The following is an 18,673-nucleotide window of genomic DNA, read 5'->3' on the forward strand; positions in this document are numbered from 1 at the left end:
CGCCGGCAACGAAGTGCCGCTGGGCCAGGCCGGCGAAATCTGCGCCAAGGGTCCGCAGGTCATGAGCGGCTACTGGGAAAAGCCTGAGGTCAATGCCGGCGCCTTCACGGCTGACGGCTATTTCCGCACGGGCGACGTCGGCGTGTTCGACGAGCGCGGCTACCTCAAGATCGTGGACCGCATCAAGGACATGATCATCGTCTCGGGCTTCAACGTTTACCCGAACGAGATCGAGGCGGTGGCAACGAGTTGCCCCGGCGTGGCCGAGTGCGCCTGCATCGGCGTGCCCGACGAGAAGACCGGCGAGGCCATTCGCCTGTTCGTGGTCAAGGCGCCGGGTGCGGAGTTGACCGAGCAGGCCGTCATCGACCACTGCCGCGCATCGCTCACGGGCTACAAGGTGCCCAAGGTGGTTCGCATCATCGAGGCGCTGCCCAAGTCCACCGTGGGCAAGATCCTGCGCCGCGAACTGCGCGACGTTCCGGCGGCCTGACCCACCAGCGCCTGAGGTGCGGCGATGCGGCTTGCCGGCCTCATCGCCGCCGCGCCGGCAAGCAACTTGCCGGCGCCTTTGCGCTGGGCACGGCTCAGCGCGCTCCCGCCTGCACCTGAATCGCCGGCGCCGGACCACTCACCAGCCGGACGCCCTGGGCACGCGGCTGCGGCGCTTTCAGGGCGCCACTCACAAGGCCTGATCGCTACCCCAAGTCCATCGCAGGCATGGCCTTGCCGCGCACCATCGCCACCCAATAGAGCAAGCCGGCCACGAGCCATGCGATGCCGACCTTCAGTGCCACATCGCTCAGGCTCCACAGCAGGGCCGCGGCGATCAGCAAGCCGATGACGGGCACGACGCGATGGCGAACGAAGCTGACCCGCGCTTCCTGTCTGCCGAAGTAGCGCAGCACCGACAGGTGCAGCAGCGCAAAGCCGCCGAGCGCGCCGAAATTGATCATGGACGACAGCTCGTCCGCATGGTCGACGCCTGCCAGCGCCACGGCCAGCGCGACCGCCGAGGTCAGCAGCATGGCGACGTGCGGCGTGCCGTGCCTTGGATGGACACGCCCCAGCGCCGTGGGCAACTGGCCATCGCGGCCCATGGCGAACAGCAGCCGCGCAACACCCGCGCAGATCGGCACCATCGCGACGATGGCCGCCAGCACCACCGCCCACGTCATCATGGCGCCAAGCACCGGACCCAGCGTGCCGTTGGCCACGTCGTAGGCGAGCGATGCCAGGTCACCGGCCTTGAAGCCCACCGCCAGATCGCTGAGCAGCGAGGTCTGCACCACGAAGAGCAGGCCGGTGAGCGCCAGGCTCGCGATGATGGCGCGGCCCACCAGATGCCGATGCTCCGGCCGCACCTCTTCCGTGAGGGTCGAGATCCCGTCGAAGCCCAGGTAGGACATCACCCCCAGCGCGGTGGCCGACAGCATGGCCGTCCAGTTGATGTCGGCCTTCCAGAGCGAATGCGTCGTCACCGTGCCGGCGCCCTTGCCGCTTTCCAGTCCCATGACGGCCGCCACCACGAAGACGAGCACGGCGACGATGGAAAGCCAGAACAGCATGGCGCTGATGCGCGCACTCACCGCAATGCCGAACCAGTTGATGCCGAGCGCCAGCGCCACGAGGGCGACGACCCACACTTCGCGCGGCACCATCGGAAACTGGCTGTTCAAGCCGACCGCAGCGAACACGCAAGTCAATGCCGGGAACAGGATGTAGTCCAGCAGCATCAGCCAGCCGGCCAGGAAGCCCGCGAAGGAGCCGAGGCTGGCGCGTGCATACGCATAGACGGAACCCGCACGCGGAATGCGCGGCGCCATGCTCGCGTAGCCCATCGCGGTGAACACCATGCAGCCCATGCCCAGAAGGTAGGCCAGCGCGGGCATGCCTTGCGACGTGGCGCTCAGGAAGCCGAAAATGGCCCAGGGCGCGACCGGCACCATGTAGGTCATGCCGTAGATCAGCAGGTCCGAAAAGGTCAGCACGCGGCGAAGTTCGCCTTCAGGGTGGCTCATCGGATCTCCGGTTCGGTTGGGGTGGACAGGTCAGTGCCCGCGCAGGTAGTGCTGTGCGGCGGTGCAGGCGAGTTCCACCAGGAAAGGCGTGAGCTCGCGCGCGGTCTGCGTGTTCTTGCGCTCGTGCACCCAGCCGAGGTAGGTCGTGCCGCGCGCCGCCAGGAACATGGGCAGGCGCGCCGCGTCTTCGTCGGACAGGGGGCGCACCTTGCGATAGCCGTCGATCAGCGCGCGCTTGGCCGTTTCGAAGCAAGGCTGCGGCAGGAGGAAGTACAGCGAGGTGGCGATGTCGAACAGATGCCAGCCAAAGCCCGCATCGTCGAAGTCGATGACGTGCACGTCGTCGCCATGGGCCAGCAGGTTCTCGGGAACCAGATCGGCGTGGATCAGGCCGAAGGTGTGCACATCCCTGGGCAGTGCGTTGAGGTCGTGCAGCAGCGCGTGGCGTGTGGTGACCAGCAGGCGGCGTTGCGCATCGTCCAGCGCGTCGAGCTCCCAGAAGCGGCCCCACAGTGGTTGCTCCCCGGCCAGCCCTTGCGCGCACCAGCTGTGGCGCACGAATCCCGGGCCTGGTTGCCATTGGCTTGCTTGCTGGTGCATGCGCGCCGCGGTCTGGCCGAGGATGTCGTACTGCCGCGTGATGTGCGCGTCGTCACCGGCCACGCCGGCTTCGACCGAGCCCAGCTGACGGCCTTCGATCCATTCGATCACGTCGACCTGCCGCTCGCCTTGCACGCCTTTGGCCTGCACGCGCTCGAAGGGCTGGCCACGTCGTGACGCGATGGCGCGCGGCACGCGCAGACCGGCCTCGGCCAGCGCGCAGGTCCACGCGTTTTCGGAATGCAAGGCGGCGTCGGAGTGGTAGCCGTGCCGATGCACGCGCAGGATCGCCTTGCGGCCGCCTTCGCAGGAAACGAGGTACACGGCGTTCTCGCGGATCTTGATGAGCTGCAGGTCGATGTGACGCAGGTCCCACAGCGCGAGCGCCGTGCGAGCGAGCTGTGCGTAGGCCGCTTCGTCTTCGGCGACCAGCGACTGCACGGCGCTCATCGACACACCCTTGGGCATGCGGCCCGTGCCGATGCCGCGCTCATTGCGCAGCTTGCGTGGCGCCCAGCACGCGATCGAGCGTCTCGATAAGCTGGTCCGCGTGCGCGCGCTGGAAGGGCATCGGCGGGCGGATCTTCAGGATGCTGTCGGTGGGCCCGATGCGGCTGATGAGCACACCCTCCTGGCTCATCGCATTGATGATGGCCTTGGCCGCGCTGGCGGCCGGTGCTTTCGTGGCACGGACCGTCACCAGCTCGACGGCGAAGAACAGTCCCTTGCCGCGCACGTCGCCGATGAGTTCGTGGCGCTCGCCCAATGCGCGCAGCTGTTCGAGCACATAGCCTCCGACGGCATCGGCATTCGCCATGAGCCCTTCGTCCTCGATGATGTCCAGCACCGCCATGCCCGCCGCGCACGACACCGGGTTGCCCGCGAAGGTGTTGAAGTACATCGGGTTCATCTCGGTGAACTGCTCGACCAGTTCGCGCCGAGCGATGACCGCTGCCAGCGGATGCCCGTTGCCCATCGGCTTGCCAAGCGTGACGATGTCGGGCACCACCCCCTGCACCTGATGGCCCCAGAAGTGGCTGCCGAAGCGGCCGAAGCCGCCCTGCACTTCGTCGGCGATGAAATAGCCACCGGCCTCGCGCACTTGCTGCGCCACCCGGGCCATGTAACCGGCGGGCTGCGTTGGCAAGCCTTCGGAGGATAGGCCGGTGCACAGGATCATCCCGGCAAAGCCCACGCCGCTGGCTTGGAGTCCGTCGATGGCCACTGCCACGTCGCCGCAGTACTTGTCGACCAGGTCCGCATCGTTGCGCGTGCCGCGGTCGCGGTACGGATCGATGACCGGGATGCTGCGCACATTGGGGCCGCGCTTTTCCGGCGCGCTCAGGATGCTGCTTACCTGCGACACCGCCGCCGTGTTGCCGTGGTACGAGTGCGCGGTGTGGACAACACCCATGCCGCCCGAGCATTCGCGCACGATGCGCAAGGCCAGTTCATTGGCCTCACTGCCGCTGCAGCAGAACATCACCATCATGTCGGCGCCGCCGAAAGTGGCCTTCAGGCGCTCGGCGTAGGCGACGACGTTTTCATGCAGGTAGCGCGTGCTGGTGTTCAGCAGCCTCGCCTGCGCCGTGATGGCATCGACCACGCGCGGATGCGAATGGCCGACGTGCGCGACGTTGTTGTAGGCGTCGAGGTACTTGCGGCCATCGGCGCCATAGAGCCACACGCCTTCGCCGCGCACCAGGTGCAGCGGCTTTTCGTAGAACAAGGGTGCGTTCTTGCCCAGGACCGCGATGCGGCGCTGAAGGAGTTCGGAGGAGTGCATGCGTGAATCCTTGAATGAAGTGGCGCGGCGCTCAGCGGGCCGCGGTGTCGGCGACCGGGCCTTGGCGCGACATGAGCACTGCCCTGCCGTCTGCCGTCAGCAAGGCCGCCGTCAGGCTGGCGCGGTCGGCGCGCAGGTCGGGCTGGAAGCTCTTGCCGCTGTCCTTGCTGTGCAACACCAGGCCGTCCAGCCCGGCGGCCAGCACGTGAGTGCCTTGAGCGGCCAGAGAAGTGATCGATGACTTGCTGTTCGTCTCCACGCGCTGCCACGTCGCGCCGTGGTCTGCACTGCGGTAGAGCGATCCGCGCAGCCCGCCCACGAGCAGGCCGCCATCCGGCAGCGCGGTGCCAGTCCAGAAGGAACCCGCATAGCCCGTCTCCAGGTAGCGCCAGTCACGGCCGCGGTTGTCGGACACCAAGACCATGCCCTTTTCCGCTGTCGCGTAGAGGCGGCCCTGCGCATCGGCAAAGAGGGCCAGCAGGTTCAGGTCGGCCTTCTTGCTGCCGGGCGGTGGTGCGACGGTCTGCTGCGTCCAGGTCTTGCCGCCGTCTTCGGTGACCAGCACCAGCGACCACAGGCCCACGGCCACGCCGTGCTGCGCATCAAAGAAGTGGATGGCGAAGAGCGGCCGGTCTTCCGTGGTCGCGCTGCGCTGCAGGGACCAGGTGGCGCCGCCATCCGCGGTGTGCAGCACCGTGCCGCCATGCCCTGCCGCCCAGCCTTCCTTGTCGCTGACGAAGCTGACGCTGTTGAGTTGTGCATCGACGGGCACCGTCGCGGCTTGCTGCCACGTCTTTCCTGCGTCAGCCGAGCGCAGCACCACGCCGTGGTCACCCACCGCGACGAAACCGCCGCCAGCACGCGCCACGGAGAGCATCTGCGCCTGCACGGCGTGCGGCACGACCACGGCCGGTGCATAGCGCACGGCATCGGCAGGCGCTTGCGCCCAGGCGCTGGCCATCGATGCGCCAGCCACACAGGTCAGCGCAAGGCGCCTGCAATTCAGGAAAAGGGATTTCTTCATGTCGAATGTCTTTCAGCGCGCGCCAGCTCAGTGGCTCAGCAGGCCCGGCGCCTTCACCGGCTTGGTGCGCGGGAAGATCAATTCCAGCCACACCGCAAACGCAGGCAGCGCCGTCACCGCCATCACCATGTTCACGATGAACATGAAGGCCAGAAGCTTGCCCATGTCGGCCTGGAACTTGAGTTCCGAGAAGGACCAGGTCGCCACGCCCACCGCCAGCGTGATGGCGGTGAAGATGGTGGCCGTGCCCACTTCGAGCATCGCGTTTTCGACCGCCTTGACGATGGGCAGGCCCTTGCTCAGATGCAGTTGCAGCCGGTTGTAGATGTAGAAGGCGTAGTCCACGCCAATGCCCACCGCCAGCACCATCACCGGCAAGGTGGCCACCGTCAGGCCGATCTGCAGTTCCTTCATGAACCAGTAGCCGATGAAGGTGCCCACCGTGAGCGGCAGGCAGCAGGCCAGCACGGCGCGCAGGTCGCGGTACACCGCGAACACCAGCAGCACGATGGCGGCGTAGACGTACAGCATCATCGGCAGTTCGCTGTGCTCGATCTCTTCGTCGACGGCCGCAAGCACGCCCGCGTTGCCCGAAGCCAGGCGGATCTTCACGCCCTCTTGCGCATGCGCATCGCGAAAAGCGCGCACCGCTTCGATCACGCGCTGGATGGTCTCGGCCTTGTGGTCCGTGAGGAACAGGTGCACCGCCGTCATGCTGCAGTCCTTGCGCATGGTGCCGCGAATGCGCGAGATTTCTGCCGCCAACGCGCTGTAGTTGCCCGCATCGATGGGCACCACGCCCATCTTTGGATTGCCTTCGTTGTAGCCCTCGTTGTACAGGCGCATCTGGCCCGAGAACGATGACACCGAGAGCACGCCCTTCACCGGCTGGATGGCCCAGGTGAAGCGGTCCTGGTACAGCCCGATGTTGACGTTCTCGCAGCTCTCGGGCGCGGCTTCGAAGATGACGGTGAGCCAGTCCAGGCCGGTGTCGTAGTTGGTGGAAATCGCCACCGCATCGCGGTTGAAGCGCGACTCGGGCCGCAGCTCCGGCGCGCCAGGTTGGAGCGTGCCGACCACGCGGTCGCGGCTTTCATACACGGAAGCGGCGAACACGCAGCCCACCACCAGCAAGGTGATGGCCGCTTTGCGCGGCTGCGCCACCTTGACCAGCACGCGCAGCCACTTGGCCCGCGCCTCGCGCTGCACCTGCGCCTTGTCGGCAAAGGTCTTGGGCACCTTGAAGAACGATGCAGCCACCGGCAGCACGATCAGGTTCGTGACGATCTTGAAGCCCACGCCCAGCGACGCGGTGATGGCCAGTTCGCGCACCATCGGAATCGGAATGAGCAGCAAGGTGACGAAGGAGACGAAAGCCGTCACCAGCGCCAGCGTGCCGGGAATCAGCAACCCGGAGAAGCTGGCGCGCGAAGCCTCGTAGCAGCTCTTGCCGTTGGAGATTTCGCGCACGATGAAGTTGATCTGCTGCACGCCGTGCGACACGCCGATGGCGAACACCAGAAAGGGCACCAGGACCGCCAGCGGATCGAGCCCGTAGCCCATCAGGCGCAGCGCGCCGAACTGCCACACCAGCGAAGCCAGCGAACACACGATCGGCAGCACCGTGAAGCGCACCGAGCGGCAATACCAGAACACCGCCAGCGCGGTGAGCACCAGCGCCAGCGCGCAGAACTGCAGCACCGCCTGCGCCCCATCGGCAATGTCGCCGATCTGCTTGGCGAAGCCGATGATCTGCACTTCGAAATCAGCGTCCTCGAACTTGGCGCGGATCTGGTCTTCGAGCACGCGGTTGTAGGCCACGTAGTCGAGCTTGTTGCCGTCCTTGTCGAACTCGTTGAGCTCCACCGTGACCATTGCACTCGTCTGGTCGCGCGAGACCAGCGAGCCGACAAAACCGCCCTGCGCCGTGGTGCGGCGGATGTTGTCGATGGTCTCGGGCTTGAGCTGCTCGGGCGTGATGGTGCCGTCGATCAGCGGGTCGGCTCGAAAGCCTTCCTCGGTGATCTCGTTGACGAAGCTGTTGGGCGTCCACAGCGACTGCACGCCCAGGCGCTCCACGCTCGGCAGGAAGCTCACCGCCTGCGTCACGTCATAGAGCTTTTTCAGCCCCGCAGGGGTCCAGATCTCGCCCTTGCGCGCCTTCACCACGATGTTCAGGCGGTTCGCGCCCAGCACGTCGTTGCGGTACTGCTGGAAGGTCTGGATGTACTCGTGCCCGATGGGCATCTGCTTCTCGAAGCCCGCCGTCATGCGCAGTTGCAGCGCGAAGAAACCCATGACGGCGGTGAAGATCGCCAGCACGGTGAGCAGCACCTTGCGGTTTTCAAAGCAGAAGGCTTCGAACCCGGCAAGAAGCCGCGCCGCGGCGGAAGAAGACGAAGAAGCAGATGCAGTCATAGCGTGGAGCCCGGGGAAACGCTCGCTCAGAAGTTGCGCGAAAGGGTCACGCCGATGTAGTCGCGGTCGCGATAGGGCTGGTCATAGACCGAATCGCCGCCCCAGAACTTGGCGTAGTTCACAGCGAACTGCCACTTGGCCGGGTTCTGGATGAACGAGACGGTGAAGTTGGCCGACTTGGCGCCCTGCATCAGCGTGCCCGCGATGTTCGGCGTGCGGCCCTTCAAGGCCTGGAAGTAGTACACCTCCGGCACCACCTGCCAACCCGGAATCAGCGTGCCGTCGTAGACCCAGCTGAAGTCGAAGTTGAAGCCGCTCGAATACTTGCTGCCCACCGGCACTTGCTGGTTGGTCCCCATGTTGGCGGCCAGCTCGTTGCCCCAGCCCCAGCCGCCCGCGGCGACAAGATCGCCGCCGTAGTCTTGCTTGAGCTTGGGGTAGCCGATGACGACGGCTTCAGCCAGCAGCGTGGCCGTCTGCGCGCCGATCAGCTTCAGGAAGCTGCCCGCGTTCGAAGGCGTCAGGCTCAACAGGCCCGTCAACGCCCATTGGTAGCGCTGCGTATCGACCCAGCAGTTGCCGTTCTGGCTCGAGCAGCCGGAAGTGTTGGGCGACAGGAAGATCGCGTCCTTCGGCCGGTACGACAGTTCCGTGCCAATGGCCCAGTCGCCCACCGGCATGTTGGCGCTGATGCCGTACATCTTGCGGTCTTCGAGGTATTGCCACTGCGGACCGTTTGCCGTCAACGCCAGGTTCGGCGTCTTGTCGGTGTAGTTCATCGCATAGAGGCCGAGGTTCAGCGGAACGCTGTCCGGCTGGTAGCGCAGCGAGGCGCCCCACTGGCCCTTCTGGTTGGGCTGGGTGTCGGTGATGCCATAGGCGCCCGAGCCCTTGCCCAGGCCGTTCACCACGGACCAGTAGCTGCCGGTCGGCGGAAAGTAGCTCTTGTTCCAGTCAGTCTGCACATAGGCTTCGGCGTTGAAGCCATAGCCCAGACCCGTCGCGATGCTGACCATCGGCGCCGCCAGCACCGCCTCTTTCAGCTGCGTGCCCGGTTGCGACAGCTTCATGATGTCCATCGCGTTGGTCGAATTGATGCCGCCCGGCAGGAACAGGCTTTCACCCCAGTTGATGACCTGGTTGCCGATGCGGATGCGGGCGCTTTCTTCGCCGATCGAAAAGCGCTTGCTGACCCAGAAGTCCAGCAGGCGCACTTGGGAACGCAAGGCGTCGCGCGCGGGATCGGACAAGCCATCGGGCGAATCGATGGGTGGCGTAGAGCTGATGTAGCCTGTTGTGTGGGTCGCGCTGAAGTCGCGGATCCAGGTGAAGCGGCCCAGGAAGGTGATGTCCTCGGGCGCCTTCACCAGCAGTTCGTGGCTGCCCTTGAGGTACGAGGTGAAGGGGTCACCCTTGCCATAGTTCAGGTTGCCTTGGTCGCCCATGCCCGACAGCGGCGACAACTCGCCCGGCGGTCCGCCCATGTTTCCTGCGTTGATCAGGGTCGTGCTCGGGTCTTTCAGGCGCACACCGGTGCCAGCGCTGACCGTCGAATCAAAGCTGCCCGAGAGGGTCTCGGTCTGGAAGCTGACGGCATGGGCGCTGGTCTGCGCCAGCAGCGCGCAGGCGGCAGCGGCGCAGGCCGACAAGGTGGCGCGGGTGAAGGGTCGCGTGGTCATGTTCTTGTTGTGAATTGCAGTTGCCATGAAAGAAGATCAACGCTCGCTGATGGCGCGCAGGTTTTCGGAGGTGTAGAAGTTCTCCTTGAACTTCGGATCCTTCGACTCGACGAACCAGCGGATGTCCTTGCCAGCGGCCAGCGGCGTCTGGTCGAACAGGTAGCGGCCTTCAGGCAGGTTGTATTGAACGAAGGCAGGGTTGTCGCAGCTGCCCGTCTCGTACACCGGAATCACGAAGGACTCGCGCACCTTGGCGATCTTTCCTTGTGCGTCGTAGTCGTCGGCCACCACGGCAGACCAGCTGTCTTCGTCCAGGTAGAAGGTGCGCTTGGGCGCGATGTGGCGAACGCCGGACTTGACCGTGGCCTCGACCACCCACACGCGGTGCAGCTCATAGCGGCGCACCGAGGGGTCGAGCGAATCGGGCTTGGCCACGGCTTCCAACTTGGCCGCCGGGTCGTACATGCCGAAGCTGTTGTAGCCGACGTAGATTTCCTTCTTGCCGACCAGCTTCCAGTCGAAGCGGTCCATCGTGCCGTTGAACACGCGCGGCTCGTCCACCGTGTACTGGTTCTCGAAGCCGACCTGCGGCGCGTCATAGGCGTAGGTCGGCATGCGGCGCACGCGGCGCTGGCCGGGGAAGTAATAGAAGGCTTCGCTCGGCTTGTCGGTGTACAGCGTGTACGACAGCGCCTGGCCCGCCAGCGCCGTGGGCGACGAGTAGGCGAAGTAGGTGTAGTACTCCACCGGCGGCAGCGTCGACATCAGTGCCGAACCCTTCTTGCCCCACGGCAGGTAGTAGGTCTGCGTGGCACCGGCCTGGATCCATTCGGTGGCGCCCTTGCGCGGTGACAGCGAGACGTAGTTGAGCGGCCACTCGAAGCCCACGCCCGCGTACTTCATCTTGTAGTTCCACATGGCCTCGGCGCCATTGGCGGGCATCGGGAAAGGCACGCCCGGCACCACGGCTTCCTTCAGGCTCCAGCCGTCGTCGCCCAGCTTGGCGGTGCTGACGTTCTTCTTTGTGTTCTGCTGCACGAAGTCCGGCACGCTGCAGGTGCGGCGCGTGGGGTACACGTCCATGCGGTAGCCCTTGGTCTGCTTGATGAGCGCGACCTGGCCGGGCGAGAGCTTGTCGGCGTACTTGTCGACGTTGCCCGCATCGATGGAGAACAGCGGCTTGTCGCCCTTGAACTTGAAGAAGTCCTCGCGCTTCTTGCCCGGCGCCCAGCCCGCGTCGGCCGGATCGGCTGCGGCGAAGGCGGGGATCGTGCCGTCCTTGCTGGCGGCTTTCTCGGCGCCGGTGGCCGTCAGCTCGGCGCCAAGACGCGAAGCGTCGGCAGCGGCAGCCGCGGGAAATGACACGAACACGGTGAACGCCGTGGAAATCGCAATGGCGACGGCGGACCTGGCTGGCGAAAATTTCATGAAGAGCCTCCCTCGGAGAAGAGCGCAAGCGTCTGGGTAGACGGGGTTGAAGACACCGCTTGAGCGGACCCGTCAAAGGTAGTTGCGCGGGGGCGAGAGCGCTTGCACTGGCGTGCACGACGACGTGGAAAGGCGTGCATGTGTGCAAGGTCGGCGCACGCGATTCACCGCGACGAGGCGCGGGATCGTCGATGCGATTGGAGTTGGGTGGGAGAGCCGGGGCAAGCTCGGCAGGTTGTTACGGGACTGCCGCGCAACAACCGGGATGCCGCGCACACACGCGTCGGCGGGTGCTCAATGGCATGGGGACCGCATCAATGACTTCGTGAACGATCCGGGCGGAATGCGCTTCGACAACCGCGTCAGACGGCAGCAGGCGGCATTCGGTAGGACAACTGTCGCTCGTGTCGCAGGGACAGCAACACTGCTTCCCGCTCGGAATGCGCGTAGAGCATGACGTGCCGAGCCAGCACCAGTTCTCGCAGGTGTGGCATGCCGAGTGCCTGCGCCAGTTCCCTTGCCTGCGCGGCTTGGAACTGGCCCCAACTCGACCTGGCATCGAGAAAGCGGGCTGGCCGGCCGCTCGCGGGCGCAAAGGAAATGAGTGCGCGCGCCTTGACGACCTCGCCTTGCAAATTCTTGAAGCGCCCTTGGGCGGAACCAGCGTCCTGTTCCTGCATGAAGGCGAGTGCGCGACGAAGGCATGCCAGAAAGTTCGGAACCGCCCGAACCCTTGCGTTGACGGGAAGGCTCACGGTTTCGATGCGACGCCAAGCGCCTGATCCAGTTCCTCATCGGACACGAACTGACCGCCCAAGGCCTGCCGCAAGCCGGTAATGGCGTCATCTGCCAGCACGAGGCTTGCGTGCTCTTCTTCAAGGGCGTGGTAGTAGTCGAGTCGGCGCGCGTCAACCAAGGCCACGTAACTCGCGCCGTTCTTGGTCAACACTTTCTCCGAGCCGCTGCCCACCACGTCTTCGGCCAACTCGGTGAGTCGGGCGCGGGCTTCGCTGATGGGGACGATGTCAGATGCTCGCAATGCCATTTAGCAGTATCCGTTAAGGTTTGCGTTAATGACAGTCTAATGGGCGGACCACCTTGCTGCAACCAGGCCGTTTTCAGAGCTCTTGCAATACCGCGCCAATTCCGAAGGGCGCAACGCCGTCCTGGGGCAGGCTGCTGTCGCTATCTCCCTTGCGGCATGGCATCCAGCAACGCCCGCCGCGTGGCCGCAAAGTCCAGCGGTCGACTTCCGCGCAAGCGCGCGATTTCCTGCGCGGTGTAGCGCGGGTTGCCGGCCGGCGTTGCGTCATCGCCCATGCGCGGCACCAGCCAGTTCATCAACTCCGCGACCTGCTTGTCATTGAGGCCGGAGTTCATCACGCCGGGCACCTGTGTGATGTATTCGCGGCCGCCCGGCACCTGAAGGAATCTGGGCAGCGTGCCCGACATCGACGGGATGCCCTTGCCGGGCGCCCCGCCGCCATCGACGAGATGGCAGCCAACGCAATGGAGCAGGTAGTTGCGCTGGGCTCTTGCAGCATTGACCTCGACGTCTTCGGCCCATGCGTGCGCCGACCACAGTGCGAGCGTGGCGAGCAACGCACGGCCATGCACGGCGGCCCATCCCTTCATCACGGCATCGCGCGTGCGCGCATGTCACGCAGCTCCTTGTGCGCGACCTTCGTGCCCTTGGCGCGGGCCATGTCTTCCGCGGTGAAGTTGCTGGCCGCGACGCCATTGAGGTCACGCGCGACATAGTTCGCAACGGCCGCAAGGTCGGCATCGCTCAGTGCGCTCTGCGCCGGCATTGCACCATTGAAAGTCTGGCCGGCCGAGACGATCTTGCCGCTCAGGCCCTGGGTCAGGACGAGCGCGATGTAGCGGCTGCCGTCTTCGGCGCGCAGCATCGGCGCCAGCGTGCTCGCCAGCGCAGGCGCAAGGCCGGGCATGCCCTGTCCGCCCGCCTGATGGCAGGCGGCGCAGTTCGCATTGAAGACCGCGAGTCCCGCCGGCACTGAGACATCGGCGGCGTGCGCGAACGTGGAAAGCGCCAGTGCGCTGAGCGCAGCGAAAAGTTGTCGTGATACTTTCATCATTCCTTCTCCGCCACGCCGACGATCACCGACACGGTGCAGTGGTACACCGAGCTGTCGTTAGCCATGCACCAGTTCACGTCGTTGTGCACGCCGAGCCGATAGCCCGGCCGATCGCCGTGGTTGGTGTTGCAGAAGCACTGGCCGCAGGAAGTGCGACCGCAGCAGTCGTTGTAGCTCACGAGGTAGTCTTTGCCGTCCGCCGGGTTGTGGCAGGTGCCGACCCACGACACCTTCGATGCCGTAGTGCCGGGCGGGCAAGTCGTCGAGCTGCCGCCGCAGCACGAGCACAAGAAACCATCGACCGAGCAGTAGCGCCAGTAGTCGCAATCGGTAGCCGTCGCCGGCCCCTTCTTGGGTGCGCCTGCGCCACCGTGGCCCGCTGCGTGCGCCTGCGAAGTGCGATCGAAAGGCAGCACCGGCAGCGTGAAAGCCGCCGCAACGATCGTGCGCCCCACGCCCACCAGCAGGCTGCGACGCGAGGTCGTTTGCGCGAGTGTTCGGCTGCGTCGCTCGGTGGCGGCGTCCAGCCAGGACCAGAGCGATTTCATGACGACTGCGCCTCTGCCGCCGCGGCCCACGCCTTGTGCTGCTCGATGCGCGGCTCCAGGTAGTCCTGCACCGAGGCCACGCCCAGGCTTTGCGCGGTGAACAGGCTTTCGACCTGCTCGCGCGAATTCACCAGGCCCTTGGCGCGCACGATGCCGTTGCTGTCGATGAGCACTGCATATGGCAGCTTGCTGATGCGCCAGCGCATGCCCAGTTCCGCCGACAGCAGGTAGGGATGCTTCAGCAGACCGGCACGGCGGCGGAAGACTTCGTGCTCCGGCTGGTCGCCATCCGATGCAAAGACCAGGTCGAAGGAAGCGGACTCCGCCGCGTGGATCGACTGGAGGATCGGCAGCAGCTTCTTGCACACCGGGCAGGTCGGCGACAGGAAGAACAGCAGCGTGCTGCGCGGACCCGCCGCGCCCACGGCGAGCGAGCGCCCGTCGAGGGACGACAGTTCCATCACAGGCGCCTGCTCGCCGACCTTGGGGCCGCTGTCCATCATGAGCGCGCCCATCGGCGCGATGCGTTCGTACAGGATGCCGATCTGGCGCGAGAGTGCGAGCACCGCGACGAGCAGTGCAATGACAGCCGCCCACAACACGATGTTGGAGACGATGAGGGCTTCGATCATGGGGTGTTCCTCAGTTCATGGAGTCTGGATTGGTGGCCGAGCCACAGGTTGACGGCCTTGATGAGGCCCAGAAGGAAGACGGTGGCCATCAGCGTGGAGACCATGTCCAGCCACACGGTCTGGCGCGCCGCAGGGCTCTGCATCGCCACGATGAGCAGCACGGCCAGCGCGGCGTTGCGCGCCAGCAGGCCTTCCGACAGTTCGAGCGAATCGCCGCCGCAACCGCAGTCGATTCGGCGTTGGCCGCGCACCAGGTTGATGGCGACCGCGCCACTGACGATGGCGAGCAGCACCAGTGCAAGGCACGCGCCGGCAAAGCGCGTGCCGACCGGCAACAGCAGCACACCGGCCGTGGCCTCGCACAACGGCAGCAGCCACGCGACGGGCTTGAGCAGCCAGCGCGGCAGCAGGCCGTAGTTCTCCATCAGCGCCATGAAGAGCGGTATGTCCCACAGCTTGGCCATGGCGCCGAGCAGAAAGATGCAGGCCATCGTGCCGGCCGCGGCGTGCACGAGCACGGGGTCGAAGGTCATGAGGGTGTCCATCAATGCGACTCCAGGTAGACCGGCGTCTCGCCGACGGGCTTCGACTTGACCAGCGGCTTTTCAAGGCCGCGCGGGCTTGTGGCGTCGAAGGCGAGCAGCGTGTTGAGTGCGTTGAGCAACATGAGCTGCGGCTTGTCTCCGCGCGTCATCGTCATCGACAGCGCTGCATGGCCCGGTGCGCGCGACACGCGCTGGTGCGTCTTCAGGTCCACGACCCACAACTGCTCGGCCGGGTTCTTGTGCGAGCCTTCCTTGCCCTTTGCGTGCATGCCGACGATCAGCCTGCCGTTTTTGGGCTCGACGGCGAAGAGTTCCATGCCGCCCGGCCGCCATTGCTGCTTGGCCGATGCGGTGTCGATGAAGGACCACGGCGCCTCGAAGCCGGGCTTGTCACCGGTGAGGTCGATGGCATAGGCCTGCCCGTAATACGACACGAACCACGCGCGCGAGCCGACCATCTCGTAGTGCATGAAGATCGGGTCCTTGTCCGCGTCGAAGAACTTCGGGCTGCTGCTGCGCGAGGCCAGCACGCCCTTTTCGTCGAGGTCGAGGGTGGCAAGCGTGCCGTCGCCGCACACGGTGGAAAAGCGCTTCGGCTGCTCCGGCCAGGGAATCACACCCCAGCACCCGGGTGTCGGGATCTCGGCCGTCACCTTGCGATCCTGCACGTCGACCACCGTCACCGACGTGGCGGGCGTGGCGTTCTGCACCAGCAGGTAGCGGCCGTCGGCGCTCTGGCGCATCAGCGCCTTGATCTGCAGGCCCTGCGCGTGCTTGGGCGGAATCTCGATCTCGTAGTCGAGCGTGAGGTCCGAGGTGCGCCAGGCCTCGATCACGTCGGTGCGCGTGCCGCGTTGCAGGCGGCTGTGATAGGTCGTCGCGGCAAAGAGCGTCTGCCGGTCGTTCGACAGCGTGGTCGATGCGGCAAAGCCCGCACCGATCATGCCGAGGTACTTCATCTGCTTGCCGTCGATAACGTGCACGCGCCCGTCGACGATGTGGTTCATCGTCGGGTCGTTGACGTAAAGGCGCTGGGCATCGGCCGGCGGCAACGCCGTCATGCCCATCTGCTCGGTGGGGAGCTCGGCCTGCGCATGGAATGACAGGGCGACGGCCAGTGCCGCCATGCCCTGCTTCATCACGCGCAGCCGGCCCATGGCTGGCTGCGTGCGTTCGATCACATCACCACCGTCACGACCTTCTCTTCGAGGAAGCCGTCGAGGGCCACCTGCGACAAGTCGCGGCCGACGCCGCTGTCCTTGCGGCCGCCCCACGGCAGGCGCGCATCGAGCGGGCTCCAGCCGTTGACGGCCACGGCGCCGACCTTCAGGCGCGAGGCGATCGTGTGCGCGGTGTTGACGTTCTGCGTCCACACCGAAGCCGACAGGCCGTAGACCGTGTCGTTGGCCATGGCGATGGCTTGCTCATCCGTGTCGAACGGGATGATGGTGCCGACGGGACCGAACACTTCGTCACGCGCAATGCGCATGTCGGGATCGACGTCCGCAAAAATGGTGGGACGCACGAAGAAGCCCTTGCTTGGCAGCGCTTCGCCACCGGCCACGAGCCGCGCACCGTCCTGCACGGCGGCCTGGATGTGCGCCTGCACGCGCGCTTGGTGCTTCGCGCTGATGAGCGGGCCCATCTGCGTCTTCGCATCGAACGGGTCGCCGAGTTGCATCGAGCTGGCAGCGCCGGCCAGCGCGTTCACCACGTCGTTGTAGCGCGAGCGATGCACCAGCACGCGCGTGCCGGCTGCGCAGGTCTGGCCCTGGTCGATGAACAGGCCCATCGCCACGCCGCCAATCGCCTGGTCGAGTTGCGCGTCGGCCATGATGATCTGCGGCGCCTTGCCGCCGAGCTCCAGCGTGAGGCGCTTGAACTTCGGGCCGGCTTCGCGGGCGATGGTGCGGCCCACTTCGGTGCTGCCGGTGAAGCTGATCTTGTCGACGCCGGGATGGTTGACGAGGGCGCTGCCCACCGTCGGGCCCATGCCGTGCACCAGGTTGACGACACCGGCCGGAAAGCCCGCCTCCGTCACCAGGTCCGCCAGCGCGCTGACGGCCAGCGGCGCATCTTCCGAAGGCTTGAGCACCACGGTGCATCCGGCCGCGAGCGCGGGCGCCAGCTTCCAGCAGGCGATCATCAGCGGTGCATTCCACGGCACGATGAGGGCGGCCACGCCGACGGCTTCGCGCACGGTGTAGTTGAGGGTCGGGCGCCCCATGAAGCCGCCGGTGGGGATCTGGCGGCCTTCGATCTTGTCGGCCCAGCCGGCGAAGTAGCGCAGCGTGTCGATGGAATTGGGCAGGTCGAGCATGCGCATTTCCATCAGCGTGCGTCCCTGTTCGCGCGCCAGGATGGCGACGAATTTTTCGGCATCGCGTTCGAGCAGATCGGCGAGCTTGAGCAGCAGGCGGGCGCGCGCCGCGCCGGGCAACTTGCTCCATTCGCCGCCGTCGAACTGGGCGCGTGCTGCGGCCACGGCCGCATCGACGTCTTGCGTCGTGCCTTGCGCCACGCGCGCCAGCACGTCGCCGGTGCTTGGCTCGAACTTGTCGAACAGGGCGCCATCGGAGGCTTTGCGGCGCTCGCCGGCGATCAGGTGCTGCGTTGAATATTCGTTGGACACGGAGGACTCCTTCTGATGGTCTGACACTGCTTTTGAGCGCGTCCGGCATGCGCCGAACGGGTAGGGTCAAGACTACAAACGGAGGGCGCGAGGCGCTTGCACTGCGGTGCACCCGCTACCGGACATGCGTGCATGACGCACGCGTGTCGTGCGGCGAATCAGTTGGTCGGCGTGGACTGCGAGGCCGCGCGAAACTGCGAAGGTGTGCGTCCGAAGCGCTGGCGAAAGAGGCGCGTGAAATACGCGGGGTCCGAGAAGCCGTATTCCAGCGCGAGCTGCGTGATGCTCGCGCGGCCCGCACCGTCGTTGGAGAGCACGTCGCGGCAACGCTCCAAGCGCATGCGCTGCACCAGCGCCTGCGGCGTCTCACCCGTGGATTCGAAGGCGTGATACAGCGTGCGCCGGCAAATATTGAGTGCCGAGGCAATCTGGTCTGGCGACAGGTCGGGACGGTCGAGATGGTTGCGCACGAACTGCTGCGCGTCGCGCAGGATCGCGTCCTGCGTGCGGCGGCGCGCCGCTTCGTTGCCGCCTTCGGAAAAGCGGATCTCCTGGCACAGCAGGCTCGACACGAAATCCGCGGCCGCCGTACGGCTGGAAGGGTCCAGCCGGTTGCCCGCCGAGTTCATGGCTTCGAGTGCGGCCAGCGCCACCGCTGCGCCACCCGCCGTGGGCATGGCCCGGCCGCCGACACGCCGGTTGAGGAAATCAAGTCCGTCATGGGCGTCGATCTCGCACAGGAAGGCGACAAAGGCCGCGTTGTCGCTCATGTTGAGTTCGTACGGCCGCGTTGCTTCGTAGACGGTCCAGTGCCCCGAAGGCAGTTCCAGTGCGCGACCGGCCTGTGCGAGATGGCCTGCACCCTCCAGTTGCCAGAGGATCTTGATGTGCCGCTTGGGCAGGGCATCGCACGCGTCGGTGCGCATGGCCACCGTGTGCGCGCTCGCCTTGACTTCCGCAATGCGGCAGCGTGAGAAGACGTTGAGCCGAACGGCCGCGCGAAGCGAGGCGGCCCGATCGACGATCAGGTCCAGTGGATAGAAGGCCCGCTTGACCTGGGCACCCCATTGCACGGGGTCCACTTCGGGCGGCGATTGGGCAACGATCGACGGGGTCATTCGGGGTCTTTTGACGAAACTGTTGGAGTAGTTGTGTGGCAGGCGGACAGCCCGGCCCGATCCGGGTCCTGTCTCGATTTCACGCGATCGCCAAAATATAGTTCAGTCATCAACCAATTCATAATCATGTTTTACCCGTAGGC

Annotated in this window: 18 protein-coding genes; 1 reads left to right on the forward strand and 17 read right to left on the reverse strand. The window is 65.8% G+C overall.

Annotated elements, in window-relative coordinates:
• Positions 1 to 493, forward strand: a 493-nt coding sequence (locus QTI66_RS04675; RefSeq protein WP_286557817.1) for an AMP-binding enzyme, incomplete at its 5' end; no start/stop codon positions are given.
• A 205-nt stretch (positions 494 to 698) separates the two neighbouring features.
• Here QTI66_RS04675 and QTI66_RS04680 read toward each other — a convergent pair.
• The 17 genes from QTI66_RS04680 to QTI66_RS04760 all read right to left on the reverse strand — a co-directional run bounded on the left by QTI66_RS04680 (position 699) and on the right by QTI66_RS04760 (position 18,530).
• Positions 699 to 2,021, reverse strand: a complete 1,323-nt coding sequence (locus QTI66_RS04680; protein ID WP_286557818.1) for an APC family permease — start codon at positions 2,019 to 2,021, stop codon at positions 699 to 701.
• Between the two features lie 30 nt (positions 2,022 to 2,051).
• Entirely contained in the window at positions 2,052 to 3,089 is a 1,038-nt protein-coding gene (locus QTI66_RS04685) for a phosphotransferase enzyme family protein (RefSeq protein ID WP_286557819.1), read from the reverse strand.
• 22 nt (positions 3,090 to 3,111) lie between these two features.
• Positions 3,112 to 4,407 carry an aminotransferase class III-fold pyridoxal phosphate-dependent enzyme gene (locus QTI66_RS04690; protein ID WP_286557820.1) on the reverse strand — a complete coding sequence of 432 codons (1,296 nt, stop codon included), beginning with the start codon at positions 4,405 to 4,407 and terminating at the stop codon, positions 3,112 to 3,114.
• A gap of 31 nt (positions 4,408 to 4,438) precedes the next feature.
• Positions 4,439 to 5,431, reverse strand: coding sequence for a WD40/YVTN/BNR-like repeat-containing protein (locus tag QTI66_RS04695; RefSeq protein ID WP_286557821.1), 993 nt, complete (start codon positions 5,429 to 5,431; stop codon positions 4,439 to 4,441).
• A gap of 27 nt (positions 5,432 to 5,458) precedes the next feature.
• The gene (locus tag QTI66_RS04700) at positions 5,459 to 7,849 is read right to left on the reverse strand and encodes an efflux RND transporter permease subunit (RefSeq protein ID WP_286557822.1); all 2,391 of its coding nucleotides are present in this window, start codon (positions 7,847 to 7,849) and stop codon (positions 5,459 to 5,461) included.
• Between the two features lie 26 nt (positions 7,850 to 7,875).
• Positions 7,876 to 9,528, reverse strand: coding sequence for a DUF1302 domain-containing protein (locus QTI66_RS04705; RefSeq protein ID WP_444814965.1), 1,653 nt, complete (start codon positions 9,526 to 9,528; stop codon positions 7,876 to 7,878).
• Between the two features lie 36 nt (positions 9,529 to 9,564).
• Positions 9,565 to 10,956 carry a DUF1329 domain-containing protein gene (locus QTI66_RS04710; RefSeq protein WP_286557825.1) on the reverse strand — a complete coding sequence of 464 codons (1,392 nt, stop codon included), beginning with the start codon at positions 10,954 to 10,956 and terminating at the stop codon, positions 9,565 to 9,567.
• Between the two features lie 362 nt (positions 10,957 to 11,318).
• A complete protein-coding gene (locus QTI66_RS04715) occupies positions 11,319 to 11,711 on the reverse strand; it encodes a hypothetical protein (RefSeq protein WP_286557827.1) in 393 nt (130 codons plus the stop codon).
• On the reverse strand, positions 11,708 to 12,001 hold the full coding sequence (locus QTI66_RS04720) for a type II toxin-antitoxin system Phd/YefM family antitoxin (protein ID WP_286557828.1): 294 nt from the start codon (positions 11,999 to 12,001) through the stop codon (positions 11,708 to 11,710). The genes QTI66_RS04715 and QTI66_RS04720 overlap by 4 nt, the downstream gene beginning before the upstream one ends.
• Positions 12,002 to 12,141: 140 nt before the next feature.
• Complete coding sequence (locus tag QTI66_RS04725) at positions 12,142 to 12,591, reverse strand: c-type cytochrome (RefSeq protein ID WP_286557829.1); 450 nt, start codon at positions 12,589 to 12,591, stop codon at positions 12,142 to 12,144.
• Positions 12,591 to 13,055, reverse strand: coding sequence for a c-type cytochrome (locus tag QTI66_RS04730; RefSeq protein WP_286557830.1), 465 nt, complete (start codon positions 13,053 to 13,055; stop codon positions 12,591 to 12,593). The genes QTI66_RS04725 and QTI66_RS04730 overlap by 1 nt, the downstream gene beginning before the upstream one ends.
• The gene (locus QTI66_RS04735) at positions 13,052 to 13,603 is read right to left on the reverse strand and encodes a methylamine dehydrogenase light chain (protein ID WP_286557831.1); all 552 of its coding nucleotides are present in this window, start codon (positions 13,601 to 13,603) and stop codon (positions 13,052 to 13,054) included. Before QTI66_RS04735 ends, QTI66_RS04730 begins: the two co-directional genes overlap by 4 nt.
• Entirely contained in the window at positions 13,600 to 14,232 is a 633-nt protein-coding gene (gene mauD / locus QTI66_RS04740) for a methylamine dehydrogenase accessory protein MauD (protein WP_286558988.1), read from the reverse strand. The genes QTI66_RS04735 and mauD overlap by 4 nt, the downstream gene beginning before the upstream one ends.
• Positions 14,232 to 14,780: a MauE/DoxX family redox-associated membrane protein gene (locus tag QTI66_RS04745; protein ID WP_286557833.1), complete on the reverse strand. Its 549-nt coding sequence runs from the start codon at positions 14,778 to 14,780 to the stop codon at positions 14,232 to 14,234. The genes mauD and QTI66_RS04745 overlap by 1 nt, the downstream gene beginning before the upstream one ends.
• Positions 14,780 to 15,961 (reverse strand): amine dehydrogenase large subunit, encoded by a 1,182-nt coding sequence (locus tag QTI66_RS04750; protein ID WP_286557834.1) that lies wholly within the window; start codon positions 15,959 to 15,961, stop codon positions 14,780 to 14,782. The genes QTI66_RS04745 and QTI66_RS04750 overlap by 1 nt, the downstream gene beginning before the upstream one ends.
• A complete protein-coding gene (locus tag QTI66_RS04755; protein WP_286557835.1) occupies positions 15,958 to 17,412 on the reverse strand; it encodes an aldehyde dehydrogenase family protein in 1,455 nt (484 codons plus the stop codon). The genes QTI66_RS04750 and QTI66_RS04755 overlap by 4 nt, the downstream gene beginning before the upstream one ends.
• Before the next feature lie 158 nt (positions 17,413 to 17,570).
• A complete protein-coding gene (locus QTI66_RS04760) occupies positions 17,571 to 18,530 on the reverse strand; it encodes a helix-turn-helix domain-containing protein (RefSeq protein ID WP_286557836.1) in 960 nt (319 codons plus the stop codon).
• Positions 18,531 to 18,673: the final 143 nt, after the last annotated feature.

The sequence above is a fragment of the Variovorax brevis genome (genome assembly GCF_030317105.1).
GTDB lineage: Bacteria > Pseudomonadota > Gammaproteobacteria > Burkholderiales > Burkholderiaceae_C > Variovorax > Variovorax brevis.

Excerpts from the sequence above, each read along its gene's own strand:
- QTI66_RS04680 (WP_286557818.1), bottom strand. The coding sequence starts at position 2,021 with ATGAGCCACCCTGAAGGCGAACTTCGCCGCGTGCTGACCTTTTCGGAC.
- QTI66_RS04685 (WP_286557819.1), bottom strand. The coding sequence starts at position 3,089 with ATGCCCAAGGGTGTGTCGATGAGCGCCGTGCAGTCGCTGGTCGCCGAA.
- QTI66_RS04690 (WP_286557820.1), bottom strand. The coding sequence starts at position 4,407 with ATGCACTCCTCCGAACTCCTTCAGCGCCGCATCGCGGTCCTGGGCAAG.
- QTI66_RS04695 (WP_286557821.1), bottom strand. The coding sequence starts at position 5,431 with ATGAAGAAATCCCTTTTCCTGAATTGCAGGCGCCTTGCGCTGACCTGT.
- QTI66_RS04700 (WP_286557822.1), bottom strand. The coding sequence starts at position 7,849 with ATGACTGCATCTGCTTCTTCGTCTTCTTCCGCCGCGGCGCGGCTTCTT.
- QTI66_RS04705 (WP_444814965.1), bottom strand. The coding sequence starts at position 9,528 with ATGACCACGCGACCCTTCACCCGCGCCACCTTGTCGGCCTGCGCCGCT.
- QTI66_RS04710 (WP_286557825.1), bottom strand. The coding sequence starts at position 10,956 with ATGAAATTTTCGCCAGCCAGGTCCGCCGTCGCCATTGCGATTTCCACG.
- QTI66_RS04720 (WP_286557828.1), bottom strand. The coding sequence starts at position 12,001 with ATGGCATTGCGAGCATCTGACATCGTCCCCATCAGCGAAGCCCGCGCC.
- QTI66_RS04725 (WP_286557829.1), bottom strand. The coding sequence starts at position 12,591 with ATGAAGGGATGGGCCGCCGTGCATGGCCGTGCGTTGCTCGCCACGCTC.
- QTI66_RS04730 (WP_286557830.1), bottom strand. The coding sequence starts at position 13,055 with ATGATGAAAGTATCACGACAACTTTTCGCTGCGCTCAGCGCACTGGCG.
- QTI66_RS04735 (WP_286557831.1), bottom strand. The coding sequence starts at position 13,603 with ATGAAATCGCTCTGGTCCTGGCTGGACGCCGCCACCGAGCGACGCAGC.
- QTI66_RS04745 (WP_286557833.1), bottom strand. The coding sequence starts at position 14,780 with ATGGACACCCTCATGACCTTCGACCCCGTGCTCGTGCACGCCGCGGCC.
- QTI66_RS04760 (WP_286557836.1), bottom strand. The coding sequence starts at position 18,530 with ATGACCCCGTCGATCGTTGCCCAATCGCCGCCCGAAGTGGACCCCGTG.